Origin of the sequence: Arthrobacter sp. ZGTC212, from assembly GCF_002929255.1 — a bacterium.
Lineage (GTDB): Bacteria > Actinomycetota > Actinomycetes > Actinomycetales > Micrococcaceae > Arthrobacter_B > Arthrobacter_B sunyaminii.
Genome location: NZ_PJIJ01000002.1, coordinates 1,206,752 through 1,222,611, shown reverse-complemented (window position 1 = coordinate 1,222,611; position 15,860 = coordinate 1,206,752). Strand labels below are relative to the sequence as shown.

The window sequence follows — 15,860 nt, the reverse complement described above, 5'->3', positions numbered from 1 at the left end:
GGAAGCTAAGACCCACTGCGCCGATGGTACTGCATCCGGGAGGGTGTGGGAGAGTAGGTCACCGCCGGACAATATTTCGGTTGAGAGGTTAAGGCCCCGCCATCGGCGGGGCCTTACTTGTTTAACAGGAGCTTGATTTTACCCTGCATCGCGGGAGCGTAACCGGGCAATCTTCTACTAGGCTTGAGAACATGCGTATTGCTCGATTTGTACAAGACAGTGACCCAGCGTTCGGCGTCGTGGACGGAGACGAGGGCCAGGAAGAAATTGCCGTCATCAAGGGCGATCCGTTTTTCTCCGGCGTTCAGCTGACGGGGGAGCGCCACAAGCTGGAAGATGTCCGGCTGCTGGCACCGATCATTCCCCGCAGCAAGGTGGTGGGGATCGGCAAAAACTACGCCGATCATGCAGCCGAAATGGGCGGTGAAGTTCCGCCTGCTCCGCTGATGTTCCTCAAGCCCAATACCTCGGTCATCGGCCCCAACGATCCCATTGTGTTGCCGGCCTTCTCGGATGAGATCTCCTACGAGGCCGAACTCGCCGTCGTCATCGGCCGGATCTGCAAGGACGTGCCGCTGGACCGCGTGGACGAGGTTGTCTTCGGGTACACGTGCGCCAATGACCTGACCGCACGCGATGCCCAGCGCACCGATGGCCAGTGGGCCCGTGCCAAGGGCTTTGACACCTCATGCCCCCTCGGCCCCTGGATTGAAACCGACCTGGACACTGACGATGTGGCCGTCCGCGGTTACCTCAACGGTGAGCTGGTGCAGGACGGGAACACGAGCCAGATGGTCTGGGGTGTGAAGGAACTTGTCTCCTACGTCTCCCAGGCCTTTACCCTGCTGCCCGGCGATGTCATCCTCACGGGCACGCCGGCAGGTGTAGGTCTCATCTCCGACGGGGAACGTTACGAGGTTTCCATCGAAGGCATCGGCCGCCTCTCGAACACCGCCCGCAGCTAAGAATGAGCAACCCCAGCGCCGGACCGGTGCGCAGCCTTGCCCTGGTCCGGCGCTTTTTGCCGCCCGGCGCCGTGTGGGCGGCTGCCCTGCTCGCTGCCCCTTTCCTGAATGACGACGGCGCTACCGCCTTGGTCTGGGGTGTTGGGTCAGCCGTGCTGATTGCCCTGTTTCCGTGGGCGCTGGTGACGGTTTTGGATAAGCGCGGAGACCTGCGGCGAGGCCTCAACCGGATGGGGGCCCCGCCCATAATCCTCGGGGCGTTCGGAGCTGCGTTCATGGTGCTTCGCGTTGTCCGCTGGACCGATGGGCCGCGGGCACTGGCCGCCGTCGTCTTCGGCATGATCGCGGCCTATGCCCTGACCGCGGCGGTCTCCAAGGCCGCCCGGCTGGAATGGGCGGATGTCACCTACGCCGCCGCCGCCGTCGTGCTTCCGGTCCTTCTCTTCCTGTTGTTTCCGGGCGCGGCTGGTGCGGTCCTGGCTGCCGCCGTTGCCTGCGTCTGCGTCGCCGCCGTGATCAGCGGCCGCGGACAGACCGCCAAAACCGGTGCCGCAGCAGCCGTTGGCGTGCTGGCCGGCGGCGGTGTCTTCCTCTGGCTGCTGACTTACAGCCTGTAATCGTCCGGGCGGACACGGCAAGAGACTAAACTGGAAGCATCATGACTAACCTGCCTTCACTTGCCGACCTGCCCACCGTCGATGACAACACGCCAGTGCGCGTGCGGTTCTGTCCCTCACCCACCGGAACCCCGCACGTGGGCCTCATCCGGACCGCCCTGTTCAACTGGGCCTATGCCAAGCACACCGGCGGAAAAATGGTGTTCCGCATCGAGGACACCGACACCGCCCGTGACAGCGAAGAGAGCTTCCTGCAGCTTCTGGACGCCCTGGACTGGCTGGGCATCACCTGGGATGAAGGCGTCAACGTGGGCGGCCCGCATGAGCCGTACCGCCAGTCCCAGCGCGGTGAGATCTACCAGGACGTCATCGCCAAGCTCAAGGACGCCGGCCATCTGTACGAGTCCTACTCCACGCCGGAGGAGATCGAGGCCCGCCACCGTGCGGCCGGCCGCGACATCAAGCTCGGCTATGACAACTTTGACCGTGACCTGACGCCTGAGCAGATTGAAGCTTTCAAGGCCGAGGGCCGGCAGCCGGTGCTGCGCGTGCGCATGCCCGATGAGGACATCACGTTCAACGACCTTGTGCGCGGCGAAATCACCTTCAAGGCCGGCACCGTTCCGGACTTTGTGGTGGTCCGCGCCAACGGCGCCCCGCTCTACACGCTCGTGAACCCGGTGGATGATGCGCTCATGGGCATCACCCACGTGCTTCGCGGCGAGGACCTGCTGTCCTCCACCCCGCGCCAGATTGCGCTTTACCGGGCCCTGATCGACGTCGGAGTCGCCCAGTACATGCCGCTCTTCGGCCACCTGCCCTACGTCATGGGCGGCGGCAACAAGAAGCTCTCCAAGCGCGACCCGGAGTCCAGCCTCTTCCTGCACCGCGAACGCGGCTTCATCCCCGAGGGCCTGCTCAATTACCTCTCCCTGCTGGGCTGGTCCCTGTCCGCGGACGAGGACATCTTTACCGTTGACCAGCTGGTGGAACACTTCGACATCCACGACGTCCTGGCCAACCCGGCCCGCTTTGACATCAAGAAGGCCGAAGCCATCAACGGCACCCACGTGCGCATGCTGGATCCCGAAGACTTCCGGAACCGGCTGGTGCCGTACCTGCAGCAGGCCGGGCTGGTGGGGGAGACCCTGACGGCCCGCGAAGAGGAAATCCTCACCGAGGCCGCCCCGCTGGTCCAGGAACGCATCACCCTGCTGGGCGAGGCGCCGGAGATGCTCGGTTTCCTGTTCAAGGCCGACGACGCCATTGACGTGGCCGACGACGCACGGAAGGGCCTGCCCGAGAACCTCACCGAGGTGCTGGACGCCGCCATCGCTGCGCTGGAACCGGTTACTGACTGGACGGCCGAGAACATCCAGGCAGCGCTGCGCACTGCCCTGGTGGAGGAGATGGACATCAAGCCGCGCAAGGCCTTTGGTCCGGTCCGCACCGCTGTGTCCGGCCGCCGCATCTCGCCGCCGCTGTTCGAATCCATGGTGATCCTGGGCAAGGACTCCTCGCTGGCGCGTATACGGGCCTTCCGGAACGCAGGCTAGTTCCATGCTCCACCGCCCGCAGGTCCGCGGGGCGCTCTTCGATATCGACGAGACCCTCGTGGACCTGCAGGCTGCCATGGGCACCACCCTCCAGGCCCTCGGTGAAAAGGACCTGGGGCATTTCACCCCGGCGGACTGGAACACCTACACGTCCCTTTTCGCCGCTGACCCGCAGGGGCACTACGACGCCTACCTTGCCGGACACCTGAGTTTTGCCGACCAGCGGGTGCTGCGGGTGCAGCATGCCCGGGAGCAGGCAGGCCTGGCGCCGCTGGACAGCGACGCTGCAAGAATGTGGAACGAAGCCTATGAGGAAATGCTGCCCCTGCACTTTCGGGCGTTCGATGACGTGGTTCCGCTCCTCGACGAGCTGGATATGCGCGGTATCCCCTACGGCGCGGTGAGCAACAACGTCCACGACTACCAGCGGTCAAAGCTCGACGCCGCCGGCCTGCAGCGGATCGAGGTCCTGGTGGGCATCGACTCCGTCGGGGCGGCCAAACCGGACCCGGCAATCTTCCTGGAAGGGGTCCGCCTGCTCGGCACCGAGCCCGGACAGACCCTCTATATAGGGGACAATCTGCGCGTTGACGCCGTGGGGGCCTGCGCCGCCGGTTTGCAGGGGATTTGGCTCGACCGGGCGGAGAACCCGTCACCGGTGCGCCAGGAAAGCGACGCACCCGCGGACGGTGATTTCCGCACCGTGCGGTCCCTCAGCGAGGTGGCGGCTCTGGTGGGGAACTGACGGCGGCCGGAAGGGCCAGGGACGCGTTTTGTGCTTCCCCCGGAACCCGTGTATAGTTATATCTCGTGCTGAGGGGTTGCAGCGGGGAAAAAGTTCTCCGAAGCGGCCGGAAAAGCGCAGTGGGATATGGTGTAATTGGCAACACATCGGTTTCTGGTACCGACATTCTAGGTTCGAGTCCTGGTATCCCAGCGGTTCTCAATTGATAAGCGATTATCAATTTGAAGATCAGCAGTAAGTATGAAAAACTTATTGAGTTCAATTTCCAGATTGAGCAAAAGGAAGCAAGACGCCTTTAGGGGCAGACTGCTTGTACATGGCCCCATCGTATAGCGGCCTAGTACGCTGCCCTCTCACGGCGGTAACGCGGGTTCGAATCCCGCTGGGGTCACCATTTAGCCAGCTTCGGAGTTTCTCCGGAGCTGGCTTTTTTGTTGTCCGGATATGGCACCATGGAAAACCTCCGGGAAAAACGGCCAAGCAGGACCGAGATAGCTTTCCAGCCTGGAACCCGATGCGTTCCGCGACGTTAATTCAAAAGGAATTCCCCGTGCCTCTGAATGCGCCCATAGTGGCGGACCTGGATGAAAAATCCCTCCTTGCCCTTATTTTTCCACGCCTGGGGGCGGATACGGCGCTGCTGGGACCCGGTGATGACGCCGCGGTTATTGCCGCACCTGATTCCCGTACCGTGATTTCCATTGACACCCTCGTACAGGATGCGGACTTCCGCCTGCTCTGGCCCTCCGGATACCGCACCACGGGGTTCGATGTTGGCTGGAAGTGCGTTGCACAGAACGTTTCCGACATCCGCGCCATGGGCGCGGTCCCCACGTCACTGGTTGTCAGCCTCACCCTGCCCGGCAGCACGGAAGTTAAATGGGTGGAGGACCTCGCCGACGGACTTGCCGCCGGCATCTCGGCCCTGGCTTCAGAACAATGCTCCGTAGTGGGCGGAGACCTGGGCCGCGGCAGCCAGATAGTCGTCACAGCCGCCGTCACGGGGGATCTGGAGGGCCGGGCACCTGTGCTGCGCTCCGGAGCCCGCCCGGGGAACGTTCTGGCCCACATCGGGGCCCTGGGGCTGGCTGCCGGCGGCCTCGCCGTGCTGGAAAGCAGCTTTGACATGTCGGATCCCGGGGGAGCCGGTGATCAGGAGCTTGCCGGTCTCGTGATGGCGCAGTGCCGGCCGCGGCTGCCGCGAACCGGTGCAGGGCCTGACGCGGCGGCCGCCGGCGCCACGGCCATGCTGGATGTCTCAGACGGATTGGTGCGCGACGCCGGCCGGATCGCCCGCGCCTCGGGAGTGGGCATCGACCTCGACGCCGGCTACCTCCGCACCAGAGCCGCGTCCCTGGCGCCGGCGGCGGTCCGGCTCGGTGCCGACCCGCTGTCATGGGTCCTGGGAGGGGGAGAGGACCACGGCCTCCTGGCAGCCTTCCCGCCGGACGCCGTTTTGCCCGAGGGTTTTGTCCGGATAGGCGCGGTGCACGACGGCGAAGGCGTCACCTTCGGCGGTCAGGCCCCGCCCGCGACAGGCTGGGACCACTTCGCCGGCTGAGCAACCGGCAGGGGGCGGCGCTACCGAAGGATGTGTCTTTTCCGGACCTTTTCCGCCAGTGCCAGGAGCTCTTCGCGGGACAGATCCGGCAGGTGCTCCAGCTCGGCCACGAACTCGTTCAGCGAGGTGTTGGCCCGCACCTTCAGCAATTCGTTGTAGAAACCCACGATGATGCCTGTTAGCAGGGCAACCACAAGGATCCCGTACAGGGACACGGCCACGGTGACCAGCCGTCCCGCCGTCGTTACGGCGGAGAAGTCGCCAAAACCGATGGTGGTAAAGGAGACAAAAAGGTACCAGAGGGCGTCACCAAACGTGGGGATGCCGGCTTCAACCCGCGGCAGCGCAAAAGCGGCCGCCGCCAGCACCGCCAGGAACCCGTAAAAGACGTAGTCGGCGCTGGTGACCCGGACAATGTTCCACAGCAGGCGCAGCCGTTTCATGGGAACTCCTCGGCGTCGGGAAGAGTCCCAGAATAGGGCTAGTCGGCGGTCTTCCGCAGCGCTTCGGTGAGCTGCGCGGCCGCCTTCGCCACCACTTCGGCGTGGATCCTGCCGGGCTGGCGGGTCAGGCGCTCGATGGGACCGGAGATGGATACTGCCGCAATGACCCGGCCGGACGGCCCGCGGACGGGGGCGGACACGGAGGCCACTCCGGGCTCGCGTTCCCCCAGGCTCTGCGCCCAGCCGCGGCGCCGCACCCCGGCCAGTACTGTGGGGGTAAACCGTGCGTTGTGCAGGCCTTCCAGCAGCCGGTCGTGATCCTCCCAGGCCAGCAGGCACTGGGCGGCGGAGCCGGCCTTCATGGACAGCTGCGTGCCCACGGGAATGGTGTCCCGCAGGCCGATCGGCCGTTCCGCGGACGCCACACAGACCCGCCATTCGCCCTGCCGGCGGAAAACCTGCGAGCTCTCGCCGGTGGCATCACGCAGGGCCAGCAGTACGGGACCGGCCGCAGCGATCAGGCGGTCCTCCCCGGCCGCGGAAGCGAGCTCCACGAGCCGTCCGCCCAGGACAAAGCGTCCCTGGATGTCCCGGCCCACGAGCCGGTGGTGGGCCAGCGCGACGGCGAGACGGTGCACCGTGGGACGCGCCAGTCCGGTGGCGGCCACCAGCTGGGCCAGGGTGGTGGGGCCGGCCTCCAGTGCATCCAGCACCATGGCCGCTTTATCAATAACGCCGACGCCGCTGGCCGCGCTTTCAGTTATGTCCATAAGTTGATACTGCCGTCTCAATATTTGAGATGCAAATTGAAAAACTGGCGCCCCGGCTGCAGCGGCTGGTTCTCTTAAACCATCGGCTTTGCGCGGCCGTATTTTTTACGGTCCGCGGAAGACACTTCACAAGGAGTATCTGGCATGGGTAAGCACGCAGCAGGCAGGACGCTGGCGGAAAAGGTGTGGGACGAGCACGTTGTCGTCAAAGGTGAAGACGGTGCGCCGGATCTTCTTTACATCGACCTTCACCTCATCCACGAGGTAACGTCCCCGCAGGCCTTCGAAGGGCTGCGCCTCGCGGGCCGGAAGCTGCGGCGCCCGGACCTCACCATTGCTACCGAGGACCACAACACCCCCACCCTGGACATCGACAAGCCCATTGCCGATCCCATCAGCCGCACCCAGATCGAAACACTGCGCGCCAACTGCGCGGAATTCGGCGTCCGGCTGCACCCGCTCGGCGACGCCGAGCAGGGCATCGTGCACGTGGTGGGTCCCCAGCTGGGCCTCACCCAGCCCGGACTGACCGTGGTCTGCGGCGACTCGCACACCTCCACCCACGGCGCGTTTGGTGCCCTGGCCATGGGTATCGGCACCTCCGAGGTGGAACACGTCATGGCCACCCAGACGCTGTCGCTGAAACCCTTCAAGACCATGGCCATCAACGTTGAGGGAACCCTGCGCCCCGGCGTCACGTCCAAGGACATCATCCTGGCCGTGATTGCCAAGATCGGTACCGGCGGCGGGCAGGGCTACGTGCTGGAGTACCGGGGATCCGCCATCCGGTCCCTGTCGATGGAAGCCCGCATGACCATCTGCAACATGTCCATCGAAGCAGGCGCCCGCGCCGGCATGGTGGCGCCGGACGAGACTACGTTCGCCTACTTGAAGGACAAGCCGCACGCACCGCAGGGCGCGGACTGGGATGCCGCCGTCGAGCACTGGAAGTCGCTGCAGACGGACGACGACGCCGTGTTCGACGCCGAAGTGTTCCTGGACGCGGACGCGCTGGAGCCCTTCGTCACCTGGGGCACCAACCCCGGCCAGGGCGTCTCGCTCTCGGAATCCGTTCCGTACCCCGCGGACTTTGCCGATGAGAACGCCCGGGCCGCGGCGGAACGTGCCCTGACGTACATGGACCTGGCTCCGGGGACGCCGCTGAAGGACATCCGGGTGGACACCGTGTTCCTGGGCTCCTGCACCAACAGCCGGATCGAGGACCTGCGGATTGCCGCGGACATCATCCGCGGACGGGAAAAGGACCCCAATATCCGGATGATGGTGGTTCCCGGCTCCGCCCGCGTGCGGCTGGAAGCGGAAGCCGAAGGTCTGGACCGGGTGTTCAAGGACTTCGGCGCCGAGTGGCGCTTCGCCGGCTGCTCCATGTGCCTGGGCATGAACCCGGACCAGCTGGCCCCGGGGGAGCGCTGCGCCTCCACCTCCAACCGCAACTTCGAAGGCCGGCAGGGCAAGGGCGGACGCACGCACCTGGTCTCCCCGGTGGTTGCCGCGGCGACCGCCGTCCGTGGAACCCTCAGTTCCCCTTCGGACCTTGAACCCGTCCCCGGCACTGCCGGCTTCGCCGCCGCCGCATCCGTCCAGTCAGCCCGCTAGGAGCCCGCCATGGAGAAGATCACCACCCACACCGGCATCGGCGTGCCGCTGCGCCAGAGCGACGTGGACACCGACCAGATCATTCCCGCCGTCTATCTCAAGCGGATCACCCGGACCGGATTCGAAGATGCGCTCTTTGCCGCCTGGCGCAAGGACGAGAACTTCATCCTGAACAAGGAGCCGTACAGTGCCGGATCCGTCCTGGTGGCCGGACCCGACTTCGGCACGGGTTCCTCCCGCGAGCACGCCGTCTGGGCCCTGAAGGACTACGGCTTCCGGGCGGTGCTGTCCTCCCGCTTCGCGGACATCTTCCGCGGCAATGCCGGCAAGCAGGGCCTGGTGGCTGCCCAGCTGGTGCAGGATGACATTGAACTCATTTGGAAGGTGCTTGAACACTCACCGGGAACGGAAGTGACGGTGGATCTCGAAGCCCGCACAGTGATCTGCGGATCGGTCACCGCACCTTTTTCCATTGATGAATACACCCGGTGGCGGCTGCTCGAGGGATTGGATGATATTTCCCTGACGCTGCGCACCGAGTCGGATATCACACATTTCGAGTCACTGCGCCCGGCATTCAAGCCGACAACGCTTCCGGCGCGCACCTAAACAGTCCCGCCGAGGATATTGCCCCGGCTCCGGTTTCGTGTCGCGGTTGGCCGCTCAGTATCATTGATAGGCCCCCCATCCGGGGGGCCTATCGCCTTTTCCATGCGGAGAACCGGTGCCTTATGCGTGGCCGGGACCACGTGCAGGGCTGCGGAAAAAAGCCCCTCCGGCGGGGCGGCGATATTTCAGTATGTGGACGCTTGCTCCTATGCTTGAGTGCAGTCTCTCTTTGCTGTTGGGGCAATCCAGATAAAGAAATTAGGTGTTCATGGGTAGCGTTCTAACCATCCGTGGTGGAGTTCCTCTCACAGGAAAAGTCCCCGTCCGCGGAGCGAAGAACCTCGTTCCCAAAGCCATGGTTGCGGCGCTGCTGGGCAACAGCCCTTCACTGCTGCGCAACGTTCCGGAAATCAAGGACGTTGAGGTAGTTACCTCGCTGCTGCAGCTGCACGGCGTTGAAGTGACCAAGGATCCCGTCACCGGGGACCTGACCATGGATCCACAGAACGCCAAAACGGCAGCGTCCAAGGACATTGACGCGCACGCCGGCGATTCCCGCATTCCGATCCTGCTCTGCGGGCCGCTGATGCACAGCCTCGGCGAGGCCTTCATTCCTGACCTTGGCGGCTGCAAAATCGGGGACCGCCCGATTGACTACCACCTGCAAATGCTGCGGAACTTCGGTGCGGTAGTGGAAAAGCGCCCCGGCGGCATCAGCATTTCCGCGCCCAAGGGACTCACCGGTGCCAAGCTGGAACTTCCCTATCCGAGCGTCGGCGCAACCGAGCAGGTGCTGCTGACCGCGGTGAAAGCCGCCGGCATCACCGAGCTGCGCGGTGCCGCCGTGGAACCGGAAATCCTGGATCTCATTGCCGTCCTGCAGAAAATGGGCGCGATCATTACTGTCCAGACCGACAGGGTGATCCGCATCGAGGGCGTTACCGAACTGACCGGTTACAACCACCGGGCCCTGCCGGACCGCAATGAAGCCGCTTCCTGGGCCTCCGCCGCCCTGGTCACCAAGGGCGACATCTACGTGGAAGGTGCCTCCCAGCAGGACCTTACGGCGTTCCTGAACACCTACCGCAAGATCGGCGGCGCCTTCGACGTCGACGACGGCGGCATCCGCTTCTACCACCCCGGCGGCGCACTGCACCCGCTGGTCCTGGAAACGGACGTCCATCCGGGCTTCATGACCGACTGGCAGCAGCCGCTGGTGGTTGCACTGACCCAGGCGCAGGGCGTGTCCATTGTTCACGAAACCGTGTACGAGAACCGGTTTGGCTTCACCGACGCGCTCATCCGCATGGGGGCGAACATCCAGGTTCACCGGGAATGCCTCGGCAGCGTACCCTGCCGGTTTGGACAGCGGAACTTCCTGCACTCGGCAGTCATCTCCGGTCCGGCAAAGCTCAAGGGCGCCGAGATTGACATTCCGGATCTTCGGGGCGGGTTCAGTCACCTGATCGCGGCCCTGGCTGCCGAGGGGACCTCCCGCGTCACCGGAATTGAACTCATCAACCGCGGCTACGAGCACTTCCTGGACAAGCTGGAAGGCCTCGGCGCCGACTTCGATGTGGCTGCTGCACCGGCCGGACCGGCTGCCGCAGCCGGCGCCGAGTAACCGGCGCCATGGCTGAGTCGATCAAGTCACGCGTTGCCTTCGCCCTGCTGGCGGGGAGCATGAGGCCGGTCATGAACCTCCTGATGCGCAAGCAGTGGGAAGGGCTGGAGAACCTTCCCCGGGACACCGGGTTCATTGCCTGCCCAAACCACGTGACGGAGATCGACCCGGTGGTGGTGGGGCATTTCTTCTACAACCAGAAGATCATGCCCCGCTACCTGGCGAAGGCTTCACTGTTCAAGGTGCCGGTGCTGGGGGCCGCCCTGCGCGCCACCAACCAGGTGCCCGTTGAACGCATCACCAGCGGCGCTTCGGCGTCCCTTAAGGCCGCCCGGACAGTCATCGATGCCGGCGGGGCGCTCATTGTCTACCCCGAAGGCACGCTGACCCGGGATCCGGACCTTTGGCCGATGCGCGGCCGCACGGGCGCAGCCCGGCTCGCCCTGCAGACCGGAGCCCCCGTTGTTCCGGTGGCGCACTGGGGAGCCGAAGCCGTTTTTCCGCGCTACAGCAAGCGCATCCATCCGTTCCCGCGCAAGACGGTACGGGTTCGGGTGGGCAAACCCGTGGACCTTTCAGATCTGCGGGGGCAGCCGATGACCAAGACCCTGCTGGATACTGCCACTGAGCGCATCATGGCCGCCGTGACCGCACAGGTGGCGGAACTGCGGGATGAAACCCCTCCTGCCACCCGCTGGGATCCGGCCGTCCATGGACAGGCAGTCATCGGCAGGAATTTTGAGCAGCACAAAGACTTTGAGCAGGACGGAACGGACAAGAAATGAGCTGGCGCAGCAACACACACCCGCAGGTGGTGGCGGTCCTCGGAGCCGGAAGCTGGGGAACCACCTTCGCGAAGATCGTGGCCGACGCCGGTGCCTCCCGGGCAACCGACGTCCGGGTCTGGGCCCGGCGTCCGGAAATTGCCGTTGACATCAATGACCGGCACCGCAACAGCCAATACCTAAAGGACACGGTCCTGCCGGCGAACCTGACCGCGTCCGCGGATCCGGCTGAAGTGCTGGCCGGCGCCGAGCTGGTGGTGCTGGCCGTTCCGGCCCAGACACTGCGCGCCCAGCTGCGCAGCATTCGGCACCTCATCCCGGCAGGCGCCGTCGTCGTCTCCCTGATGAAGGGACTGGAGGTGGGCACCGACTCCCGGATGAGCCAGGTGATCGAAGAGGAACTGCACTGGCCCGAGGAACGGGTTGCCGTGATTTCAGGGCCGAACCTGGCCATGGAAATCGCCGACCGGCAGCCCACCGCCTCGGTGGTCGCCTGCTCGGACCTGGAAACCGCCGCCTGGATAGCCAGGGCCTGCACCGCACCCTATTTCCGTCCGTACACCAACACCGACGTGGTGGGCGTGGAAATCGGCGGAATCGTCAAGAACGTTATTGCCCTCGCCGTGGGCATCTGCGAAGGCAAGGGCATGGGGGACAACACCAAGGCTTCCGTGATGACCCGCGGCCTGGCCGAGACCACCCGGCTGGCGCTGGCCCTGGGCGGAGACGCGGAAACCATGTCCGGCCTGGCCGGCATGGGTGACCTGATTGCCACCTGCTCCTCTCCGCTGTCCCGCAACCACACGGCGGGCCGCCTGCTGGCGCAGGGCCTGACCCTGGACGAGGTCAACGCGTCCATGAAGCAGACCGCCGAGGGCATCAAGTCCGCGCAGGCGGTCCTGGACCGCGCCACCCAGCTGGGCGTCTACATGCCCATTACCGAAAACGTTGTGGCCGTCCTGCAGGGCGCCATCTCCGTTGATGAACTGGGGCCGCGCCTGCTGTCCCGCGAGCTAAAATCCGAAAGTGTGCACGCGCAGTGAGCATAAATCCCCTGTTCTCCGAGACAACAGACGGCGAAACCGAAGGACGTCGCCCCCGGGTGGCCGTCCTCTTCGGCGGCCGCTCCAGCGAGCATGCGGTGAGCTGCGTGACCGCAGCCGGCGTCCTGGAAGCCATTGACCGGACCAAGTACGACGTCGTTCCGGTGGGCATTGCCCGCAACGGCCAGTGGTCGCTGGTGTCCGCTGATCCCGCAGCCTGGTCCCTGCGCTCGGAATCCCTCCCCGAAGTGGTTCCCGGCGAGCAGAGCGTTGTCCTGTCCGCGGACGGCACGGGCTCGGAACTGGTGGTCCACGCGGAGGATACGCTGCCGCGCAGCCTGGGCCGCGTCGACGTTGTCTTCCCGGTACTCCACGGCCCGTTCGGTGAAGACGGAACCCTGCAGGGCATGCTGGAAATGGCGGACATCCGCTACGTGGGGGCCGGTGTGCTGGCTTCGGCCGTTGGCATGGACAAGCACTACATGAAGGTGGTGTTTGAGGCAGCCGGTTTGAAGGTGGGGCCGTACGAGGTCATCACCGACCGGCAGTGGGAGAAGGACGCTCCGGCCTGCCTGGAGCGGGCCTCCAAGCTCGCGTTCCCGCTGTTCGTCAAACCGGCGCGCGGCGGTTCCTCCATGGGTATCACCCGCGTCACCAACCCGGCGGACCTGCGTGCCGCCATCGAGACGGCACGGGAACACGATCCCAAGGTAGTCGTGGAAGCCGGCATCGTCGGACGTGAAATTGAAGTGGCTGTGCTGCAGGGCCGCGGCACCGAGGATCCCCGGACCAGCTCGCCGGGTGAAGTTGCCGTGCAGCACGGTGAGCACGAGTGGTATGACTTCGAAGCCAAGTATGTGGATGGGGCCGCCGCCGAGCTGAGCTGTCCGGCGGACCTGCCGGAGGACATTTCGGCACGGGTCCGCGACCTGGCCGGCCTGGCCTTTGAAGCCGTTGGCGGCGAAGGGCTGTCCCGGGTGGACTTCTTCTACACGCCGGTCGGGGACCTGATCATCAACGAAATCAACACCATGCCCGGCTTCACGCCGATCAGCATGTATCCGCAGATGTGGGCAAAGTCAGGCCTGCCGTACACGGAACTGATTGATGAACTGATTTCGCTGGCACTGGAGCGTAAAACCGGCCTGCGCTGACGGTACGGCCTGCGCTGACGCGGCGCAGTAGGCAGATGCCTACTGTGCAGGCAGCTCGAGATCGTTGCTGCTGATGCACTCGCGGGTGGGCTCAATGCGCGTGATGGAGTTTTCCAGCTGCACCAGCAGGGTGGAGGAGGAAACCTCGTCGGGGTTGAAAAGGACCTCAACCGCCGGCTCGCGGCCGTACGTCGTTGCGGTCCAGGTGGACTCGTCTTCCCGCAGAATCCAGTCCACGCCGTTTACCGTGGCGCACTGATCAGTGGTGGGTCCCGGAACCGGCACCCCGCAGCGCAGAATGATCTTGGAAGGTTCCCCCCAGGCTGCAGTGGCCTGGCTGTCCGTCTCGCGCTGCTGCTGATCCGCCAGCTCGGCGGGAAGAGCCACCATAATGGTGGCGCAGTCCGGGTTGGCTGCATCCGGAGCCGGTTCCACGTCGGCAATGGGGGTGCAGGCGCTGAGACCGGCGGCAAGGGCAAGAACGGCCGCCGAAAAGGCAACGCGGGAGGAGAACATGCATACAAGGTTATCTGCCTGCGGCCGTCCGGACGGAATCGGCGAACCGGCCGCCGGGCGCTAAGCTCATTACTCGTTAACTTCAGGGAGTTTTTGTGACGCAGTTTCTTCAGGACTATGAGCAGCCCGCCGCACGCCGCCGGCATCCCGTCCGCACCACCGCCGTGGTGCTCCTGGTCCTGCTGCTCACCGTTGCCCTGGTGGCCGGCGGCTATCTCTGGAGCCTGGCGCGCAGCTTTGACAGCGGCACCACCACCATCGAAAACGCGCTTCCCGCCGACAGCCCGCTCAAGGATCCGAGAGCCGGCAAGTCACAGAACATCCTGCTGATCGGCACCGACGAGAGGGACCCCGGATCCGAGGCCTCCCGCTCCGACACCATGATGCTGGTGCACATACCGGGGGACCGAAGCACCGCCTACGTCATGTCCATCATGCGCGACACCTGGACGGACATCCCCGGCTACGGTGAGCAGAAAATCAACGCCGCCATGGCGCTGGGCGGGGTCCCGCTGGCGGTGGACGCAGTCCAGACCATGTTCGATGCACCCATTGACCATGTGGCCATCATTGATTTTGAGGGGTTCAAGGGATTGACCGACGCGCTGGGGGGAGTGGACGTGAATAACCCGGTGCCCTTCTCCTCCAGCATTGCCGATGACTATTTCCCGGCCGGTGTTGTTTCCCTGGACGGGGATTCGGCCTTGAATTACGTCCGGGAGCGTCACGCCTTTGCCGAGGGCGACTACCAGCGGGTGCGCAACCAGCAGACGTTTATCAGCGGACTCGTCTCCTCGGCACTGTCCAAGGAGACTCTGTTGAACCCGGTGAAGATCAGCCGCTCCGTTTCCGAAATCTCTCCCTATCTCAGCGTGGACGAGGGATTGAACGCCGCAGCCGCCGGACAGCTGGCCTTCTCCCTGCGCAACGTGCGCGGCGGAAATATCGAGATGTTCACGCTGCCGACCCTGGGGGCCGGAACCTCCAGCGACGGACAGTCTATTGTGGTCAAGGACGCAGCTGCGATCGCTGAGATAGCGGAAGCACTGGACACCGACGCCATGGGGGAATACCTGGCCGCAACCAATAGGGGATAACAACGTGGGTTTTGCAGCTGGGGCGCGTCGCGCAGGAATGGGCGCGGCAGCCGCCGTGCTCGTGTTGTCAGTGGTTGTTGCTCCCGCATCCGCGGTCCAGACCCCGCCGCCCGAAACCCCCGCGCCGGTAGCGCCAACAAACCCCGTCCAGCCGCCGCCTTCCGAAACGCCGGCCCCGGCACCGGCACCGGCACCGCCTGCACCCGCTCCCGAGCCGCCGGCTCCGGAACCCGAGCCTGCGCCGGCCCCTGCTGCACCGGCACCGGCCATTGATCCCGCCACCGGATACGTCATTGATCCCGGCACGGGTCTCCTGATTCACCCGGGCACCGGATGGCTGATTGAGGCAGGCACCGGCTACCTGATCGAAGCCGGGAGCATGCTGTACACGAATTTCCGCTGGGACCCTGCAACCGGCCTCGTGACCGAGATCGCCGATGACCAGGAGACGGCCAGCCCCACGCCGTCGCCTACGGAGTCGCCGTCGCCGTCGCCCACTGCCAGCGCAACCGCCAGCACGTCTCCCTCCCCGACAGCCACCCCAACGCCGTCGGCAACCGCCTCGCCCAGCATGCTGGCCGCGGCGCCCAGCAGCGACAGTGAGGGGCCGGACGGCAGCGGATGGCTGGTGCGCACCCTGGTGATTCTGGGACTTATCGGAGTGGGCGCGCTCTACTACATTAAGCTGCGCGGATCCTCGGCGAAGGCCGCTTTCACGAGATAACGGACAGTAGGGATAGACTGTCACGGTCTTATAC

General features: G+C 65.0%; 16 protein-coding genes and 2 tRNA genes. 15 read left to right on the top strand and 3 right to left on the bottom strand.

What is annotated here, in order from left to right:
• Positions 1-191: 191 nt before the first annotated feature.
• From CXQ89_RS12310 to thiL, 7 genes are all read left to right on the top strand, one after another.
• On the top strand, positions 192-965 hold the full coding sequence (locus CXQ89_RS12310; protein WP_104053788.1) for a fumarylacetoacetate hydrolase family protein: 774 nt from the start codon (positions 192-194) through the stop codon (positions 963-965).
• A 2-nt stretch (positions 966-967) separates the two neighbouring features.
• A complete protein-coding gene (locus tag CXQ89_RS12305; protein WP_104161388.1) occupies positions 968-1,582 on the top strand; it encodes a hypothetical protein in 615 nt (204 codons plus the stop codon).
• Positions 1,583-1,623: 41 nt separating this feature from the next.
• Positions 1,624-3,138: a glutamate--tRNA ligase gene (gltX, locus tag CXQ89_RS12300; RefSeq protein WP_104161387.1), complete on the top strand. Its 1,515-nt coding sequence runs from the start codon at positions 1,624-1,626 to the stop codon at positions 3,136-3,138.
• 4 nt (positions 3,139-3,142) lie between these two features.
• Complete coding sequence (locus CXQ89_RS12295; protein WP_104161386.1) at positions 3,143-3,883, top strand: HAD family hydrolase; 741 nt, start codon at positions 3,143-3,145, stop codon at positions 3,881-3,883.
• 120 nt (positions 3,884-4,003) lie between these two features.
• Positions 4,004-4,075 (top strand) — tRNA-Gln (locus CXQ89_RS12290).
• A gap of 126 nt (positions 4,076-4,201) precedes the next feature.
• Positions 4,202-4,277, top strand: a tRNA-Glu gene (locus CXQ89_RS12285).
• A 156-nt stretch (positions 4,278-4,433) separates the two neighbouring features.
• Entirely contained in the window at positions 4,434-5,444 is a 1,011-nt protein-coding gene (gene thiL, locus CXQ89_RS12280) for a thiamine-phosphate kinase (protein WP_237688591.1), read from the top strand.
• Between the two features lie 20 nt (positions 5,445-5,464).
• On the opposite strand, the gene CXQ89_RS12275 is transcribed toward thiL, so the two are convergent.
• Both CXQ89_RS12275 and CXQ89_RS12270 read right to left on the bottom strand, forming a co-directional pair.
• The gene (locus tag CXQ89_RS12275) at positions 5,465-5,887 is read right to left on the bottom strand and encodes a potassium channel family protein (protein WP_104053793.1); all 423 of its coding nucleotides are present in this window, start codon (positions 5,885-5,887) and stop codon (positions 5,465-5,467) included.
• A gap of 38 nt (positions 5,888-5,925) precedes the next feature.
• Positions 5,926-6,657 carry an IclR family transcriptional regulator gene (locus CXQ89_RS12270; protein WP_104053794.1) on the bottom strand — a complete coding sequence of 244 codons (732 nt, stop codon included), beginning with the start codon at positions 6,655-6,657 and terminating at the stop codon, positions 5,926-5,928.
• A gap of 144 nt (positions 6,658-6,801) precedes the next feature.
• Here CXQ89_RS12270 and leuC point away from each other — a divergent pair, with 144 nt between their 5' ends.
• From leuC to CXQ89_RS12240, 6 genes are all read left to right on the top strand, one after another.
• Entirely contained in the window at positions 6,802-8,274 is a 1,473-nt protein-coding gene (leuC, locus tag CXQ89_RS12265) for a 3-isopropylmalate dehydratase large subunit (protein WP_104161384.1), read from the top strand.
• Positions 8,275-8,283: 9 nt separating this feature from the next.
• Positions 8,284-8,883 (top strand): 3-isopropylmalate dehydratase small subunit, encoded by a 600-nt coding sequence (leuD, locus tag CXQ89_RS12260; RefSeq protein WP_104053796.1) that lies wholly within the window; start codon positions 8,284-8,286, stop codon positions 8,881-8,883.
• Between the two features lie 268 nt (positions 8,884-9,151).
• Positions 9,152-10,507: a UDP-N-acetylglucosamine 1-carboxyvinyltransferase gene (murA, locus tag CXQ89_RS12255; RefSeq protein WP_104161469.1), complete on the top strand. Its 1,356-nt coding sequence runs from the start codon at positions 9,152-9,154 to the stop codon at positions 10,505-10,507.
• An 8-nt stretch (positions 10,508-10,515) separates the two neighbouring features.
• Positions 10,516-11,292, top strand: coding sequence for a 1-acyl-sn-glycerol-3-phosphate acyltransferase (locus tag CXQ89_RS12250; protein ID WP_104161383.1), 777 nt, complete (start codon positions 10,516-10,518; stop codon positions 11,290-11,292).
• Entirely contained in the window at positions 11,289-12,335 is a 1,047-nt protein-coding gene (locus CXQ89_RS12245; protein WP_104053798.1) for an NAD(P)H-dependent glycerol-3-phosphate dehydrogenase, read from the top strand. The genes CXQ89_RS12250 and CXQ89_RS12245 overlap by 4 nt, the downstream gene beginning before the upstream one ends.
• Before the next feature lie 11 nt (positions 12,336-12,346).
• Positions 12,347-13,489 (top strand): D-alanine--D-alanine ligase family protein, encoded by a 1,143-nt coding sequence (locus tag CXQ89_RS12240; RefSeq protein WP_258060085.1) that lies wholly within the window; start codon positions 12,347-12,349, stop codon positions 13,487-13,489.
• A 39-nt stretch (positions 13,490-13,528) separates the two neighbouring features.
• Here CXQ89_RS12240 and CXQ89_RS12235 read toward each other — a convergent pair whose 3' ends face one another.
• Positions 13,529-14,005 (bottom strand): DUF3515 domain-containing protein, encoded by a 477-nt coding sequence (locus CXQ89_RS12235; protein WP_104053799.1) that lies wholly within the window; start codon positions 14,003-14,005, stop codon positions 13,529-13,531.
• A gap of 95 nt (positions 14,006-14,100) precedes the next feature.
• Between CXQ89_RS12235 and CXQ89_RS12230 the strand changes: the two genes are divergently transcribed.
• A complete protein-coding gene (locus CXQ89_RS12230; RefSeq protein WP_104053800.1) occupies positions 14,101-15,102 on the top strand; it encodes an LCP family protein in 1,002 nt (333 codons plus the stop codon).
• Positions 15,103-15,106: 4 nt separating this feature from the next.
• Entirely contained in the window at positions 15,107-15,826 is a 720-nt protein-coding gene (locus CXQ89_RS18365) for a hypothetical protein (RefSeq protein ID WP_181032311.1), read from the top strand.
• Positions 15,827-15,860: the final 34 nt, after the last annotated feature.